Origin of the sequence: Pantoea sp. NGS-ED-1003 (assembly GCF_000738765.1) — a bacterium.
GTDB classification, from domain to species: domain Bacteria; phylum Pseudomonadota; class Gammaproteobacteria; order Enterobacterales; family Enterobacteriaceae; genus Pantoea; species Pantoea septica.
Genome location: NZ_JPQA01000002.1, coordinates 181,631 through 196,649 on the forward strand (window position 1 = coordinate 181,631; position 15,019 = coordinate 196,649).

Here is a 15,019-nt window from a genome sequence, read left to right on the forward strand (position 1 = left end):
ACATTTTCATTCAGCAACTGCTACGGGTAGATCGCAAGAGGGTAGTGCTTAACGGTCAGCCGGTGGTCAGCTTATGACTTTCGGAAAGAAGATCGTGAATCTCTTTCGGCAATAGCGGACCGGAGAGAACGACGCTTATCCAGTGCTCTTTATTCATATGGTAAGCCGGCAGGATGCCCTCTTTTTGCCTCAGGGAACCGATATGTTCTGGCCGGATCTTGACCTCCAGCACGTCAATTTCTTCGTCGCTTGCAAGCCCCTGTTTACTGCCGGGCACGTTCATCACGATGCCGAACCATTTTTTCCGTCGTGATGCCGGAGCACAGCATAGCCAGGCAGATTGCTCCATAAATATTCCGGTTCCGCCTGGTAGTGCTCGCGGGCATACTGGAATAGCGTCTCTCGTTTCATCTTGTCTCCCAGCGCTTTGTCGGTCCTGAGGGACGCGAACGCGCTTAATGCTTCTTCAGCTTTAAGTAGGTATATAGGGCGAACAGGCTGAGAACGCAATATTGCCGCAGGCTGGAGTTGACACTCTCAGCCTGCACGCGCATTTATGGCTAGTGAATAAACGTTTTTTTAACGCGTACCGAATAGTGAAAATAAGGTATCCAGATACAGGCGTGAAGGATATGCCTGAAAATCGGCATTATCTGCTCATAACCCAGCGAAACTTCCGGGAAAAGATATTTCGTGCAGGCCAGATCAAGCAGCATGATCGCTACGCCGACGGCGAGCAAAAGCGTATAGGCCAGAGGTAACGATCGCTTTTTACGTATGAAGAGAGAAGCCGTGAAGATAATATAAAGCAGCGCGAAAAAGTTAACGCCGGAGGCGATAAAAAAATAGCTGGATTGCGCGATCGGCGCACGGCCTGCCGTATAAAGAGCGGCCTGTAAGGTGATCTGCAGCGAAGAGAAATAGCTGTAGGCGAAAACAAACAGGTTTAACAATGGCAGATATAAGAAGCCGCCAATTTTGCGAAACTGCTTTTCCTCACACTCGGCGCAATATTCCTGATACTGAGAGATTTCGTTATCGCACTTTATACATGTCCATTTGAAAGGGGCGTCGGTCATTATTCATCCTTGTTGTTATTCCGTTCTTACGGTCACCGATCGTATCAGAGCGGTTAAAAGTCGTGTAGATCGCTATCGGCCGACAGCGGGAAATGCTTTAACGCTTTTGATGCCCATCCTGGACCCAAAATCCTTAGCACAATTCCACAACGTTCGCTGTTTCATGACTCATGCCGCCAAACGTTTTGCGATAGGATGAGAGCGAGATCCCGACCGACTTGCGAAATGCGGCGCGGAAGCTCTCCATCGATCCAAATCCACAGCGCGTCATGATTTGCTCGTTAGCGAGCTGATTATTTTCCAGCAGCTCGCGCGCCAGATTCATTCTCGCCTGCAGCAGCCAGGCTTTGGGCGTCGTACCCAACGCCTCTCTGAATCGTCTCAGGAAGGTCCGCTCCGACATCAGCGCCTGCTGCGCCATCTCGCCGACCGACAAAGGGCAGTGCAAATGCTGCAGCACCCAGTCCAGCACCGGCGCAATCTCATCCCGAGGCTTCTGCGCGACAGGAGAGGGGATAAACTGGATTTGCCCGCCGGAGCGCTGCGGCGCCATCACCAAACGTCTTGCTACGATATTGGCGATATGGGTGCCGTAATCCCGGCTGATCAGATGCAAACAGGCATCGATGCCCGCCGCGCTGCCCGCTGATGTGATGATTTGCCCGCTGTCGACATAGAGCACGTTCGGATCCACCGTAACGTCAGGATAGCGCGCTGCCAGTTCGTCGGTGTAGCGCCAGTGGGTGGTGGCACGCTTGCCGTTCAACAAGCCAGCCGCAGCGATAACAAAGACGCCTGAACAGATAGACAACAGGCGTGCCCCGCGCTGATAAGCATCGCATAAGGCGTCCAGTAACGCCTGCGGTGGCCTTTCATCGAGGTTACGCCAGCCGGGAATAATAATGGTCTGCGCCTCGCTGAGCGACTCAATGCCAAAACTTGATACGATCTGAATTCCTTCGGCAACCTGCATCGGCGACGCGTCGACCGCGACGATGCGGTGACGATACCAGGGAAAATCGAATTCAGGTCGAGGCAGGCCAAATATCTCTACCGCAATGCCAAACTCAAAGGTACAGAGTCCGTCATAAGCCAGTACGGCCACTACACCCGCTTTATTCATCATTGGCGGAAAACTACCGGTTATTGTCGGAACCGCCACTTTATCAGTCTGATGGTGCTTCATACAATCAGCACACTTTCAGACAGGAGAGATAAAGGATGACCAGTTTAATCAGCGAAATCGCGCCAGCCACCCCTGCGGAATCGTTGCAGCATTTCAGCCGTCGCTTAGCCTTTGAGACCGACTGCGCCGATGTGCATCACTGCCAGAAAACCGGCGATATCGACTATGTACTGGTCGATGTCAGAAGCAACGAAGCCTTTTTAAAGGCGCACGTGCCGGGCGCGATCAATATCCCGACGCGCGTCATCACTGAAGAGCGCATGGCCGAATATGCGCGCGACACGCTGTTTGTCGTCTATTGCGCCGGCCCGCACTGCAACGGCGTCCATCGCGCCGCCGTTCGTCTGGCGAGCCTGGGATTCTTCGTTAAAGAGATGATTGGCGGCATGACCGGTTGGGTTGACGAAGGGCTTGCTCTGCAGCAGGAAAACGGCACCGCTTCCGTTGGCGGCTTCTCCTGCGAATGCTGAATCGGGACGCCTTTTCCGTTTTTCTGCCGGAAAGGGCGGTCGCTTACCCCGCAAAAATGTTGTGGGGTAGCTCAAGCTTTCCGCCAAAGGTATTATAAAGGTATTGTTATTGGTGTTAGGTTGCCTCTACCAACACCGGGGAGTCCTTTCCAATGAAAACAACAATACCAAAACTGGCTTTTATGATGTTCCTTGAGTGGTTCATATGGGGCGCATGGTTCGTGCCGCTGTGGGCCTTTCTCAGCAAAAACGGCTTTTCACCGGTTGAGATCGCCTGGTGCTACGCCTGTACCTCTATCGCCGCCATTCTGTCGCCGATCCTGGTGGGATCGCTGGCGGATCGCTTTTTCCAGGCGCAAAAGGTGCTGTCGCTGCTGACCATTGTCGGCGCGCTACTGATGTTTTTCGCCGCGCAGCAAACCCATTTCAGCGGCTTCTTTCCGCTGCTGCTGCTCTATGCGCTCACCTACATGCCGACTATCGCCCTGACCAACAGCATCGCTTTTTCCCACGTCGGGGATGTTGAGCGCGACTATCCACGCATCCGCGTGATGGGCACTATCGGCTGGATCGCCTCCGGCATCGCCTGCGGTTTTCTGCCGCCGCTGTTCGGCTTCGGCGATATCTCCGCCAGCAATGTTCCGCTGCTGATCACCGCCGCCAGTTCGCTGCTGCTCGGTCTGTTCGCGCTGACGCTGCCCGCCACCGAACCGAAAAGCACGGCGAAATTTAGCCTGCGCGTCGCGCTGGGGCTGGATGCGCTGCACTTGCTGAAAGATCGCAGCTTTCTGGTGTTTTTTGTCTGCTCCTTTCTGTTCAGCATGCCGCTGGCGTTTTACTACATCTTTGCCGAAGGCTACCTGACCGAAGTCGGTCTGCCGCACGCCACGGGCTGGATGACGCTTGGCCAGGTGTCGGAAATTTTCTTCCTGCTGGCGCTGCCCTTTTTTATCAAACGCTTCGGCATCGGCAAGGTTCTCCTGCTCGGCCTGACGACGGCGGCGCTGCGCTACCTGTTCTTTATCTTCGGCAGCGATCAGAACCTCCTGACCTTCGGCCTGCTGTTTATGGGCATTCTGCTGCACGGCGTCAGCTATGACTTCTACTTCATCACCGCCTATATCTATGTCGATAAGAAAGCGCCGGTGGCGATGCGTAACGCGGCGCAGGGACTGATTACGCTGGCGTGTCAGGGGGTCGGCAGCCTGCTGGGCTACCGACTCGGCGGTTATCTGATGCAGGAGATGTTCGCCTATGACCAGCCGCGCAACGGCCAGACCTTTAACTGGGCAGGCATGTGGCTGTTCGGCAGCGTGATGATCGTCATTATCACCGTCGCCTTTATCGTACTGTTCCGCGACGGCAAAAAGCGCAGCGACGAACTAACCACTTTCGACCATTCAGCCACCGCTGACAGCCATAAATAAGAGATGTAAACATGACGATAACCAACCAGGAAAAACGGATTTTAGGCGCGTTTTACGGCCAGGCGCTGGGCGATGCGATGGGCATGCCGTCGGAGCTGTGGCCGCGCAGCCGCATTAAGCACCACTTTGGCTGGATCGATCGCTTTTTGCCGGGGCCCGCCGAGAACAGCGCCGCCTGTTATTTCGGCCGCGCGGCGTTCACTGACGATACCTCGATGGCGCTGGCGCTGGCGGATGCGATTATCAGCCATGACGGCGAAATTAATGCTGAAACCATTGGCGCCAATATCCTGCGCTGGGCAGAAGCCTTCGACGCCTTCAACAAAAACGTCCTGGGGCCGACATCCAAAATCGCGCTGAATGCGCTGAAAAACGGCACGCCGGTAGCGCAGCTGGAGAACAACGGCATGACCAACGGCGCCGCCATGCGCGTCTCGCCGCTGGGCTGCCTGCTGCCCGCGCGCCATCTCAGCGCCTTTATCGACGCCGTCGCGCTGGCATCGAGCCCGACGCATAAGTCGGATGTAGCGATCGCCGGCGCCACGGCCATCGCCTGGGCGGTTTCGCGCGCCATCGACGGCGGCGACTGGGCGACGATTCGTGACGAACTGCCGGCCATCGCCCGCGCGGCGCAGGAGAAACGCATCACCACCTTTAGCGCGTCGATGGCGGCGCGTATCGAGCTGGCGCTGCAGGTTGTATCACAGAGCCGAGGCGTGGAATCCGCTATGCAGCAGATCTACGATGTGGTGGGCACCGGCACCAACACCATAGAATCCGTGCCGGCGGCCATCGCCATGGTCGAGCTGGCGCAGACCAACCCGAACCGCTGCGCGATCCTGTGCGCCAACCTGGGCGGCGACACCGACACCATCGGCGCGATGGCGGTGGCGATTTGCGGCGCGCTGCACGGCATCGACGCGATTGACGAGACGCTGAAGGCCGAGCTGGACGCCGCCAACGCGCTGGATTTCACCCACTACAGCCGCGCTTTCCTGCGCTTCCGCCAGCAGCGCGAGGCCGCCTATGCTGACGCCTGACGATCTGGCGCGGCTGGAGGGACGGCTGCCGGTGTGCGTCATCGGCGCGGCGGTGGTAGATGTGATTGCCGATGCCTACACGCTGCCGCATCGCGGCAGCGATATCGAACTGCATCAGCAGGGCGTCAACGTTGGCGGCTGCGCCCTCAACGTGGCGATTGCGCTGCATCGCCTCGGCATCCCGGCAATCAACGCGCTGCCGCTTGGCAACGGCATCTGGGCCAGTATCGTGCGGCAGAAACTCGCTGACTACGGCATTCACAGCGTGCTGGAAAGCGCCAAAGGGGATAACGGCTGGTGCCTGGCGCTGGTGGAGCCGGACGGCGAACGCACCTTTTTATCGGTGAGCGGCGTCGAGAACCTGTGGGATACGGCGCTGCTGAGCACGCTGCCGCAGCCTGAACACCGCTGGATTTATCTCTCCGGCTATCAGCTCACCAGCAAAAGCGGTGAGGTGCTGATCGACTGGCTGGAGCGGCAGGCGCAGCCCTTCCAGCTGCTGATCGATTTTGGCCCGCGGCTGGCGGATATCGGCGAGGCGCATTTTGACCGCATTATGGCGCTGCGGCCGCTGATTACCGTTAACCGACAGGAGGCTGAGCTGTTATGGCGCGAGCGTTTGTCTCTCTTGGCGCCTTTCGACGCGCAGCAGCTGATGGCGCGCTGGCGGCAGCGTTTTAGCGGCGCGATGGTGGTACGGCTGGATAGCGAAGGGGCGGGCTTTATCGACGACGCCGGTACGGGCTGGATCCCGGCGCTGGCGACCCAGGTCGTCGATACTATCGGCGCAGGCGACAGCCACGCCGGCGGGCTGTTAGCGGGGCTCGCGTCCGGCTGGTCGCTAGCGGAGAGCGTGGCGCTGGGCAATGCGGTCGCCTCTTACGTGGTCTCACGGCGCGGCGGCGACTGCGCGCCGGATCGCACGGCACTGCGCGCTTACTGGCAGCAGCGCCTTACTCCGCGATAAATACGTACATATCGCTGCGGCAATAGCTGATGCTGTACTCCAGCGGATTGCCCTGCGCGTCGAGCGTCAGCTGCTTAATGACCAGCACGGGCACGGTGGCGGGCAGGGCGATTTGCTGTTGCAGCGCCTCGTCCGGCATGCGTGCGCTTACTCTGCTCTGCGACTTCACCGGCAAAATCTGCTGCTGGTAAAAGTAGTCATAGAGTGAAATGCCAATCTTATCGGGGTCGGCGATATAGCGCGCCGGCACCCACGACTCTTCGACGGAAACCGCCTGCTGATCGACATAGCGAATACGCTTCAGCAGATAAACATCGCTGCCGGTGTTCAGTCCCAGTTTTTCCGCGATGTCCGCGCTGCAAGCGATCTTACTTTTGTTGATCCAGACGGTATCGGGCTTTTTGCCACGCAATACCGCCTGCTGCGACAGGCCTTTAGGCTCTTTTAGGGAGTATTCAAGCTGGCAGCAAATTTGCGTGCCGTATCCGCGCGAGCGAAACACCACGCCCTCTTTTTCCAGCTCATCCATCGCCTTACGCACGGTGATACGCGAAATATTCAGCGACTGGCTGAACTCCCGTTCGCCCGGCAGGATCTCTTCATGCACCAGAGTGCCGTCGCGCACCGCCTCTTTAACGGTGCTGGCGAAGCGTTTGTACAGCGGCGTGCGGCTCTCTTGCGCCAGCGTGGCGGTAAGCCGCGAAAATAGCGCGTCGTGATCGGTCATAACAGGCTGGGCACCCATTTCAGTAAGCGGCGGATGGGCTATGATACTGAATTTTCGGCGGCGGCGAAGCGCCATCGTTTGCAGAGGGAATGTTGGAGCCTTTCCCTGCGAGAAAAAGTGAATAATGAATTGCGCTGTCTGACCGTTAGAGAAGATGTTTTTACTCAACTCATGAGGTGGATCTGATTTAAGAAAACAGGCGATTGTTAAGGTGACTGCCTCATCTTATATTTCAGGCGTCTATTCAATAATATCAGGACATAATCATGATTAAGCATCGCACTCTCAAAGCAGCCTTTGCGGTGGTTATATCTTTCGCCGTGCTTGCTGCGCCGGTGTATGCAAACCCTGGCAACGGCAACGGCAACGGCAACGGCAACGGCAACGGCAATCACGGCAATAATGGTAACCATGGCAACAGCGGAAAACATGGAGATCATGGAAACAAAGGGCAGGGTAATCGCAAAAGCCACGGACGACCAGACCGTGTCGACTCTGATATCAACTTCTCACGTGCGCGTGCTCTTGCCGTCAGTTATGGCCTGGTCGGTTATCAGTCGCTGCCCCCAGGGATAGCCAAAAAGGTCGCCCGTGGAAAACCCTTGCCTCCGGGGATCGCCAAAAAAAGTTTGCCAGCATCGATGATTAATGAGCTTCCCTATTATCCTGGCTACGAGTGGCGAGCCGTCGGTGATAATTTGGTGCTTATCGCCTTAAGTACAGCTATCGTGACGGCCGTTATCAACGGCGTGTTCGACTAATGATATAGAGTAGAAGTTTACATCATGCTATGACGTTAGCGCTTCCAGGCGAGCTGGAAACGCTAACGCAGTCAGCATTGAAAAGAGGCTATCTTACGCCCTGACAGGTTTGTCAACGACATTGCCTAACGCATTCCGCAGCGCCGGCTCGGCATATTTGCTGATGAGCCAGGCGATATAATAGAGCACGCTGACCACTACCACCGGCAGCGCTATCATCACCGCTTCACTCTTGATATAAATATTTAGCTTGATCATCATGGCGATCATCAGATTTTCATGGATCAGATAGAGCGCGTAACTGACAAAGCCAATGGCGGTGAAAAAGCGCACCGAAAGCCAGCGCTCCATCTGTTTTGAATAAAAGCTGGCGATAAAAAAGAGCATCACCATTAATAATGGTACCACTGAAATAACGCCGTCGTGTTTAACGTAGTAGCTGAAGTTAATCAGCAGCCCCAGTAATACCAGGAGATAGTGATAGCCTTTATCGCGCCCGTGTAAGCGTTCATAAACCAGACAACCCACCATAAACCAGGCGTAATGGATAAAGCCGAATTTTGAAATAACATCAATCAATAAGGGATGGCCAAGTGATTTCAGTACCGACGATGCCGAAAGTAATAACATCGGCACGAGCAGCGCCGGCAGGCAATATTTTCGTCCGATGGTGAAATAGACGGCGCCGATAATCAGGTAAAACAACGCTTCGACATATAATGACCAGAACGAGCCCGCCATGGAGCTGAATTCAACGCCGGTAAATTGCGTCAGGGTTTCTGGATTGACAAATATCAGGCCGGGAATGAGATTCCTGCTTTCTGTGGTAATCACTGACGATTCGGTAAAAAATCCGCCAGCGATATAGAGCAGCAGACTGGCGATCAGCATCGCCGGAAACAGGCGCAGCCAGCGTTTTTTCAGGAAGTGTTTATAACTACGCGATTTATCCAGCGTCATAAAAATGACAAAACCGGAGATCATAAAAAATAGCTGCACGCCTACCCAGCCGAATGCCAGCAGCGGAATATGTTGCGTCGTCGCCACGTAAGGTAATAGTTCTGGCCATCGCGCATAGGCATGATAAGCAATGACCATCAGGATGGCTAAACCGCGCATGCCATCGAGATGCGTAATACGTGCGTGCATATATTCCCTTAGTAAAGAAAAATGGTGCAAAGTGTTAAGGCTAAATTAACACTGACGTAGATTTACACTCAACCAGAATTATCCTGGAAAACTGCGTATAAAATAAGCGCGAACTGGTGGCTGTGAGGAATTAACAGGGCAATGCTCTGAGCCGTTATGGCGGTAATATTATCGCTGACGACAGGTCTGCCGTGAGCAAAAAGCGCAAAATATCATTCGGCTGGTTTTCAGGAACCTGCTTTTTTTAAAAGCGAATTAAGTCCAGCCTCCGTTGTCTTCTGACGTTAACCATAGTCATCCTGACGCTCTCCTGGCCTGGGGCTATATGCCAAATTCATCTACATTACAAATTTATTATCAAGAGGAGAGGGTGACACGCCATTGGGAGGAATTTTCTCTTTACCTTTCGCTTTTATTCTTTGTAAGCAAAATACTTAGCAGGCTTATAGAATAATTAGCAGACTTATAAGTTATCCATATTTTACGGGCGCAATACCGGTATAGCGGGTAAATGCAACGCTAAAAGCGCTGGCTGAGCGATAGCCGACGCGCTCGGCCACTTCGAATACCGCCATATTTTTCCCGCGTAGCAGTTTTTTCGCCAGCGCCATTCGCCAGGTCAGCAAATAATCCATCGGCGCCATGCCCACCGTTTCACGGAAGCGTACAAAGAATGCGGAACGCGACAGCGCTGCTGCTTTCGCCAGTTCGGCGCCCGTCCAGCTATGCTCTGGCCTGGCGTGAATGGCACGGATCGCCGCTGCCACGCGTTCATCAGCCAGACCACTCATTACGCCGGGGCATGCGCTACCGAGCAATATCGATCGTAACGCTTCGATCAATAACAGCTCCAGCAATCGTTCCAGGACGATATCGCGCGCCGAACGTTGCGCGCGGCATTCGTCCATCACCAGCTGCACCAGCAGAGTCAGCCGCGATTCACCGCGAACATGAATGACCTGCGGCAGCAGCGAGACAATCAGCCCAGCATCGGGCGCGTCGAAGTGGCAATAGCCAATCAGGGTTTGCACGTCGGCGGATTGTTCTGGATCGCCTATCCAGAATTCCCCAGGGGCGAGCATTTGCGGCAGGGTATCCGACGCATCGGCTGCGGGCGGTTCGACGCTGCTCATAGAAAATTCCAGCGCGGCGGGGATGAGCACAAAGTCCCCGGGCTCCAGGGTGATCGGCGGGTTTCCTTTCAGGGTGAGCTGACTGCGGCCTTCCAGCAGCAGGCAATAGAACGGCTGACCGGTTTCGTTGCGCTGTACCCGCCAGCGGCCGTTGGCGCACACGCGCTTAGAGAACGCCGCTTGCGGTTGTAGCAGCGAGACGATTTCAGCTAAGGGATCGATCATCTGGACTCCTGCGAATGAATGCTGGACTGTGCATTATAGTGCGTACATAAAGCTGACTATATAGTAATCGCCTACCCCAACACCAGCAGGAGTAAATTGTGAAAACGATCTTAATCACCGGATGTTCTTCAGGCTTTGGCCATGAAACGGCGCGTTATTTTCTTGAACGCGGCTGGAACGTGATCGCCACCATGCGTAATCCCCGAGCCGATCTGTTTCCGGATGCCGATAATCTGCGTCTGCTGCCGCTGGATGTCAGCAACGAGGAGAGCATCAGGCAGGCTATCGCAGAAGCGGGCGAGATTGATGTTCTGGTGAACAACGCCGGAATAGGTGTGCTCGCCGCGCTGGAAGGTATGGAGATGTCCACGGTGCGCGAGGTATTCGAAACCAATACGCTCGGCACTATCGCGATGACGCAGGCTGTACTGCCTCAGTTTCGCGCGAGACAAAGCGGCAGGGTGATTAACGTCACCTCTACCGTGACGCTTAAATCTCTGCCCTTGCTGGCTGTTTATACGGCGAGTAAGGCAGCGGTGAACGCTTTTACCGAATCGCTGGCGCTAGAGTTACAGCCTTTCAACATCAACGTGCGTCTGGTTCTGCCGGGCCTGGCGCCAACCACGGATTTCGGCAAAAACGCCAGGTCGCGCATGGAAAACACCCAGCCTGAACCCTATCAGCCGCTGCTGGATAGCGTGTTTAGCGGAATGCAGCAGCCGCAACCCACCACCAAAGCGATTGACGTTGCGGAAGCGATATGGCGTGCCGCCACCGATCCCAGTGCGCCGATGCGTATTCCTGCGGGAGAGGATGCGGTGGCGCTGATGCATGAAGTAGGCTAATCCTGCGCGTTGCGACTGCCACTCTTCCTGTCAGTGGCAGCTCGCCATTTCATCAGGGTCTACCTGCTGGCAACCTTCGCCGCTGGTGCAGGCATTGGCATGGCATCAAGTCAGGGCGGCGTCATGATAAAAGCGGGGAGCGCTGGTGACGGTGCTGGCTGAATGTGCCGCAGCGCGACATAACCCGCTCCTTCTCTGCCCTAAAAGGCGCCGATTAAGTCCCGCCGTACGCGCCTTTCTGAATAGGTTATTTGAGTTTCTTTGATGAGACAGTGCTGGAGGGTCGTAGTCAGCCAGCTTGCTGCTGAGCTTAGGGCTTCACGGTGAATGAAAAGTAGTCTTTACGATGTCGTCACTCTTCAGTTTGAGTAATGATTAAAGTCATAAAAATCACAATACTTTAGTGCGAAAAACTTAATTTCGTGATATGAATTCTTATAAAAGAAAATCAGAATTGTCCTGAAAATTGATTTTTCATACTGGAGGCTATCAAAACTACCTCCTTTGGCTTAGAGCTATACCTATGGAGGCAGGGGCACAATGGAGCTTAGAGCTTTAAAAAAACAGCTACAAGCTCATCTTAGTGATGGGCTCGTATTAATTGTTGGTTCTGGTTTGTCTTGTGCTGAAGGAGTTCCAGGGATGGGCGGCCTTAGTGACCATCTTATTACCCATATCCCTGCCATTATTTCTCAAGATGATATTAAGCTTTGGCACAGCATAGCTCCTTCCATTACTACGGAGGGATTAGAAGCAGCTTTATTGAAGCAGGCTCCTACACAATCTCTCGAAGCAGCTATTGTTAAGTGTACTGCCGATTTCATTGACAATGCCGAAAAAAGCATTATATCTGAAGTATTTAGTAATACGAGAAAGCTTCGCCTTACTAAGTTACTTCCACATTTGCTTAAGCCTGATGCAGGTATACCAATTGTGACGACAAATTATGATCGTCTTGTCGAGTTGGCATGTGAAGAAGCTGGACTGGCAGTCGATACTATGTTCAGTGGTCATTTTGCAGCACGTTTTGATCCACATGCTAGTAACTGGAGTTTTTGTCGCAATGTTCAATTAGTTGGCAGAAATGTTCGTTATAAATTTGCGACGAAAGTTAATATTTTTAAGCCACATGGTAGCCTTGACTGGTATCATCGAGAAGGTAATCCAGTCCGCTATGCTGGGTCATTACCATTCCCTCGTCTTATCATTACTCCAGGATTAAACAAATTTAGGAGCGGGTATGAAAGTCCATTCGACAAACATAGGGAGAAGGCAAATGACGCAATCGATAAGGCACGCCGATTTCTCATCATTGGGTATGGTTTCAATGATGACCATTTGGAAACGCATCTTACACCCCGTATTAAATCAGGTGTAAAAACAGTAATTTTAACTTTTGCTCTCTCTCCTAAAGCAAGAGAAATTGCCATCAATAACAAAAATGTTATTGCTGCGGAGTTTCACAAAAAAGATGGTGTCGTAGGCGCTTGCTTTATCATAGATGGAATAGAGGTTTTTTACCCTGGTATTGATTACTGGGATCTAGACGGATTTGTTAAAGGGGTATTATCAGCATGACTATTCCTGCGCTCGTTTTTACAGATAACGATCAAATAGGCAGAGTGGCAGGAGTTGACACAAGCCGCGTAGCCGTTGACGTCACTAATTCTGAGATGTTGACCCATATAGGTATTGGCCAACTTATTGCTATCAAGGGCGCTCTCCAGTCGGAATACTTGATTGGAGTAATTGACCGAGTTACTCGTTCTCTCCGTGAAGAGCTCCCTGATCCTGAAGCCAATGAACTTGGTATGCTCACCATTTCACCATCAGATCACATGCAAGCTTTTATCGTAGGTACTTACAGAACTGTAGATGGAGAAAAATCCAACATTTTTAAACGCGGCGCTGACAGCTTTCCGCAAATAGATCGTGACTGCTTTGTAATCGAAGGCAATAATCTGCAGCGTTTTATGGGCATTTTAGGAGCAGGATTATCCGACGAGGAGCGATTAAAGCTTGGAACTTTTGTGGCCGACCAAAGCGCTGTAGCCATCGCGAATGGGGATAAATTTTTCCAGCGGCATGCAGCCATTCTTGGAAGCACTGGTTCTGGCAAGAGCTGGGCGGTGGCACTTATTCTTGAGCGTGCAGCTAAGCTAAAATTTCCTAATATCATTGTTTTTGATATGCACGGCGAATACGCCCCTCTAACAGACAAAAGTAAAGGTGGTTTTGCACAGCGTTTCCGTATCGCAGGCCCTGGAGACCTTTCCTCTCCTAAAGACGATGCACTATTTCTGCCATACTGGCTTTTAAATCGAGATGAGATGCTTTCAATGATTCTGGATCGCAGCGATCAAAACGCTCCAAACCAGGCATCACGTTTCACTCTCCATGTCCGTGCTTTGAAAGGGAAATCTCTTGATTTCTCAAAAAAAACTAAAGTTAAGGAGACATTTACAGTAGATTCCCCAATCCCATATGCTATTTCTGACTTAATTACCTGTTTGAAAACTGATAACACAACAAAAGGGGTGGGAAAAGGTGGTGCTGCGATTAAAGGCGAATGGGAAGACAAACTAACGCGCTTTATATCGCGGCTTGAATCCAAACTTGATGATCGCCGTTATGGCTTTATGTTTTCACCACCGTCAGATGCGCTTGATTACGGCTGGCTTGCCAAGCAAATTATAAAATTGTTGCGCGCTGATTCTGGTAATGGTGTCAAAGTTGTGGATTTTTCTGAGGTCCCTGCGGATGTGCTCCCTATTGTTACAGGAACATTAGCCCGCTTGCTTATGACGTACAATTCTGGATGAACGCTGACTCACGTACGCCAATCACCTTACTTTGTGATGAAGCTCACCTTTATCTGCCAGTGAAAGACAATGCAGATGCAGTTCAAAGACAAGCTCTGTGGTCTTTTGAGCGAATTTCAAAAGAAGGAAGAAAGTACGGATTCTCACTGCTTGTAGTAAGCCAAAGGCCATCTGACGTTAGCAAAACTATACTCTCCCAATGCAATAACTTCTTAGCTCTTCGACTTACTAACGATAGCGATCAAAATGTTATCAAGAGACTAATGCCTGATTCCTTGGTGGGCTTAACCTCAATGCTTCCTCTTCTCGATACCGGAGAGGCCCTTCTATTAGGTGATGCAGTTCTTCTTCCAACCCGAATTAAACTTGATCAGCCACAAGTTAAGCCAAATAGTGCAACACGAGATTTTTGGAGAGAGTGGGGCTCAATTATGCCTAATGAAGAGTTACTCGAGGCTGCAGTTGAATGTTTGCGTAGCCAATCTCGTATAAACCCCTAAAATAATTAATTATATATAGGGGTTTCTTCTTGAGTTAATGTTTTCACTCTTAATATCCATTATTTGTTTTTTTAGCCATCGCATTTGAAATTATTAGCGTCCGCTTCTGGCACAAAGCGGGCATGCTTGTCAGATATAACTCTCAGCAAGCGATAAGCGCCGCTCGAAAATGCAAAGTCTTCTTGAAAAAGAAGTGTCCATATTGTTCGGGATCCCTCTAAAAAACAGGCATCTGCCAACGCATATGCCTGTTTAACCTCAGACTAGCACCGAGAAGTTCAGCGACGGATGAGATATTAAATATTAAGATATCTTAAAGTTCTGTGCAAGTTATCTCCGATCTGTAACGCCTAAAAATCCTCGATTTCTCTGAGACCGCGCCAGCAGCGGCCGACCGACTCTGTCACCATCACGCCTGGTGCAGGTACAAATTCGGTTAACAGATGGTAGACGGCATCCATCAGCTCTTGTTTAGAGATATCTCCCTGATAGGTAAATATATCTCTGGGGAGCCAGTAAGTTTTATCACTGTCGTCAGCGATGCTGTGCCGGAATCCATTGTCGTTCATGGCATTGCGCAGGCGCCTGTACTCTTCAGCCGCGTTTACTTTCCCACGGAGTTCAATTGAGATGTCATATACTGGCATGGGAATCGCCCTTAACTGTGGATAGAAATTTAAGTTTACTT

15 protein-coding genes and 1 pseudogene are annotated in these 15,019 nt (G+C 52.3%); 9 read left to right on the forward strand and 7 right to left on the reverse strand.

The window, feature by feature from the left end:
- Window positions 1–55 precede the first annotated feature (55 nt).
- The 3 genes and pseudogenes from JS46_RS22820 to ftrA form a co-directional block, all read right to left on the reverse strand.
- Window positions 56–411, reverse strand: a pseudogene (locus tag JS46_RS22820) (MmcQ/YjbR family DNA-binding protein).
- 149 nt (window positions 412–560) lie between these two features.
- Window positions 561–1,079: a DUF2569 domain-containing protein gene (locus JS46_RS04290; protein ID WP_033748393.1), complete on the reverse strand. Its 519-nt coding sequence runs from the start codon at window positions 1,077–1,079 to the stop codon at window positions 561–563.
- A gap of 133 nt (window positions 1,080–1,212) precedes the next feature.
- Window positions 1,213–2,205 carry a transcriptional regulator FtrA gene (gene ftrA, locus JS46_RS04295; RefSeq protein WP_033748396.1) on the reverse strand — a complete coding sequence of 331 codons (993 nt, stop codon included), beginning with the start codon at window positions 2,203–2,205 and terminating at the stop codon, window positions 1,213–1,215.
- A 95-nt stretch (window positions 2,206–2,300) separates the two neighbouring features.
- On the opposite strand from ftrA, the gene JS46_RS04300 reads away from it, so the two are divergent.
- The 4 genes from JS46_RS04300 (at window position 2,301) to JS46_RS04315 (ending at window position 6,169) form a co-directional block, all read left to right on the forward strand.
- The gene (locus tag JS46_RS04300) at window positions 2,301–2,735 is read left to right on the forward strand and encodes a rhodanese-like domain-containing protein (protein ID WP_033748397.1); all 435 of its coding nucleotides are present in this window, start codon (window positions 2,301–2,303) and stop codon (window positions 2,733–2,735) included.
- 152 nt (window positions 2,736–2,887) lie between these two features.
- Window positions 2,888–4,162, forward strand: coding sequence for a nucleoside permease (locus tag JS46_RS04305; RefSeq protein ID WP_033748399.1), 1,275 nt, complete (start codon window positions 2,888–2,890; stop codon window positions 4,160–4,162).
- Window positions 4,163–4,173: 11 nt separating this feature from the next.
- On the forward strand, window positions 4,174–5,202 hold the full coding sequence (locus JS46_RS04310) for an ADP-ribosylglycohydrolase family protein (protein WP_033748401.1): 1,029 nt from the start codon (window positions 4,174–4,176) through the stop codon (window positions 5,200–5,202).
- Entirely contained in the window at window positions 5,189–6,169 is a 981-nt protein-coding gene (locus JS46_RS04315; RefSeq protein ID WP_033748403.1) for a PfkB family carbohydrate kinase, read from the forward strand. The genes JS46_RS04310 and JS46_RS04315 overlap by 14 nt, the downstream gene beginning before the upstream one ends.
- Here JS46_RS04315 and JS46_RS04320 read toward each other — a convergent pair.
- Window positions 6,156–6,896, reverse strand: a complete 741-nt coding sequence (locus JS46_RS04320; RefSeq protein WP_033749067.1) for a GntR family transcriptional regulator — start codon at window positions 6,894–6,896, stop codon at window positions 6,156–6,158. The two genes, JS46_RS04315 and JS46_RS04320, sit on opposite strands and share 14 nt — an antisense overlap.
- Before the next feature lie 266 nt (window positions 6,897–7,162).
- Here JS46_RS04320 and JS46_RS04325 point away from each other — a divergent pair, with 266 nt between their 5' ends.
- A complete protein-coding gene (locus tag JS46_RS04325) occupies window positions 7,163–7,657 on the forward strand; it encodes an anti-virulence regulator CigR family protein (RefSeq protein ID WP_033748404.1) in 495 nt (164 codons plus the stop codon).
- A 93-nt stretch (window positions 7,658–7,750) separates the two neighbouring features.
- On the opposite strand, the gene JS46_RS04330 is transcribed toward JS46_RS04325, so the two are convergent.
- Together JS46_RS04330 and JS46_RS04335 are read right to left on the reverse strand one after the other, a co-directional pair.
- Complete coding sequence (locus JS46_RS04330; protein WP_033748407.1) at window positions 7,751–8,806, reverse strand: acyltransferase; 1,056 nt, start codon at window positions 8,804–8,806, stop codon at window positions 7,751–7,753.
- 470 nt (window positions 8,807–9,276) lie between these two features.
- On the reverse strand, window positions 9,277–10,164 hold the full coding sequence (locus tag JS46_RS04335; protein ID WP_033748408.1) for an AraC family transcriptional regulator: 888 nt from the start codon (window positions 10,162–10,164) through the stop codon (window positions 9,277–9,279).
- A 98-nt stretch (window positions 10,165–10,262) separates the two neighbouring features.
- On the opposite strand from JS46_RS04335, the gene JS46_RS04340 reads away from it, so the two are divergent.
- The 4 genes from JS46_RS04340 to JS46_RS24425 all read left to right on the forward strand — a co-directional run bounded on the left by JS46_RS04340 (window position 10,263) and on the right by JS46_RS24425 (window position 14,331).
- Window positions 10,263–11,009: an SDR family oxidoreductase gene (locus tag JS46_RS04340; protein ID WP_033748409.1), complete on the forward strand. Its 747-nt coding sequence runs from the start codon at window positions 10,263–10,265 to the stop codon at window positions 11,007–11,009.
- A 540-nt stretch (window positions 11,010–11,549) separates the two neighbouring features.
- Window positions 11,550–12,587 (forward strand): SIR2 family protein, encoded by a 1,038-nt coding sequence (locus JS46_RS23225; protein WP_072010390.1) that lies wholly within the window; start codon window positions 11,550–11,552, stop codon window positions 12,585–12,587.
- Window positions 12,584–13,831, forward strand: a complete 1,248-nt coding sequence (locus JS46_RS22825) for an ATP-binding protein (RefSeq protein WP_200879016.1) — start codon at window positions 12,584–12,586, stop codon at window positions 13,829–13,831. Before JS46_RS23225 ends, JS46_RS22825 begins: the two co-directional genes overlap by 4 nt.
- Window positions 13,828–14,331 (forward strand): ATP-binding protein, encoded by a 504-nt coding sequence (locus tag JS46_RS24425; protein WP_200879017.1) that lies wholly within the window; start codon window positions 13,828–13,830, stop codon window positions 14,329–14,331. The genes JS46_RS22825 and JS46_RS24425 overlap by 4 nt, the downstream gene beginning before the upstream one ends.
- Window positions 14,332–14,681: 350 nt before the next feature.
- Here the strand turns inward: JS46_RS24425 and JS46_RS04350 are convergent, their stop codons facing one another.
- Complete coding sequence (locus JS46_RS04350; protein ID WP_033748410.1) at window positions 14,682–14,978, reverse strand: hypothetical protein; 297 nt, start codon at window positions 14,976–14,978, stop codon at window positions 14,682–14,684.
- Window positions 14,979–15,019: the final 41 nt, after the last annotated feature.

Bases quoted from the DNA above. Each gene is read 5' to 3' on its own strand.
- JS46_RS04320 (WP_033749067.1), bottom strand. From the start codon at position 6,896: ATGACCGATCACGACGCGCTATTTTCGCGGCTTACCGCCACGCTGGCG.
- JS46_RS04310 (WP_033748401.1), top strand. From the start codon at position 4,174: ATGACGATAACCAACCAGGAAAAACGGATTTTAGGCGCGTTTTACGGC.
- ftrA (WP_033748396.1), bottom strand. From the start codon at position 2,205: ATGATGAATAAAGCGGGTGTAGTGGCCGTACTGGCTTATGACGGACTC.
- JS46_RS04305 (WP_033748399.1), top strand. From the start codon at position 2,888: ATGAAAACAACAATACCAAAACTGGCTTTTATGATGTTCCTTGAGTGG.
- JS46_RS04325 (WP_033748404.1), top strand. From the start codon at position 7,163: ATGATTAAGCATCGCACTCTCAAAGCAGCCTTTGCGGTGGTTATATCT.
- JS46_RS23225 (WP_072010390.1), top strand. From the start codon at position 11,550: ATGGAGCTTAGAGCTTTAAAAAAACAGCTACAAGCTCATCTTAGTGAT.
- JS46_RS04300 (WP_033748397.1), top strand. From the start codon at position 2,301: ATGACCAGTTTAATCAGCGAAATCGCGCCAGCCACCCCTGCGGAATCG.
- JS46_RS04350 (WP_033748410.1), bottom strand. From the start codon at position 14,978: ATGCCAGTATATGACATCTCAATTGAACTCCGTGGGAAAGTAAACGCG.
- JS46_RS04290 (WP_033748393.1), bottom strand. From the start codon at position 1,079: ATGACCGACGCCCCTTTCAAATGGACATGTATAAAGTGCGATAACGAA.
- JS46_RS22825 (WP_200879016.1), top strand. From the start codon at position 12,584: ATGACTATTCCTGCGCTCGTTTTTACAGATAACGATCAAATAGGCAGA.
- JS46_RS04315 (WP_033748403.1), top strand. From the start codon at position 5,189: ATGCTGACGCCTGACGATCTGGCGCGGCTGGAGGGACGGCTGCCGGTG.
- JS46_RS04330 (WP_033748407.1), bottom strand. From the start codon at position 8,806: ATGCACGCACGTATTACGCATCTCGATGGCATGCGCGGTTTAGCCATC.
- JS46_RS24425 (WP_200879017.1), top strand. From the start codon at position 13,828: ATGAACGCTGACTCACGTACGCCAATCACCTTACTTTGTGATGAAGCT.
- JS46_RS04335 (WP_033748408.1), bottom strand. From the start codon at position 10,164: ATGATCGATCCCTTAGCTGAAATCGTCTCGCTGCTACAACCGCAAGCG.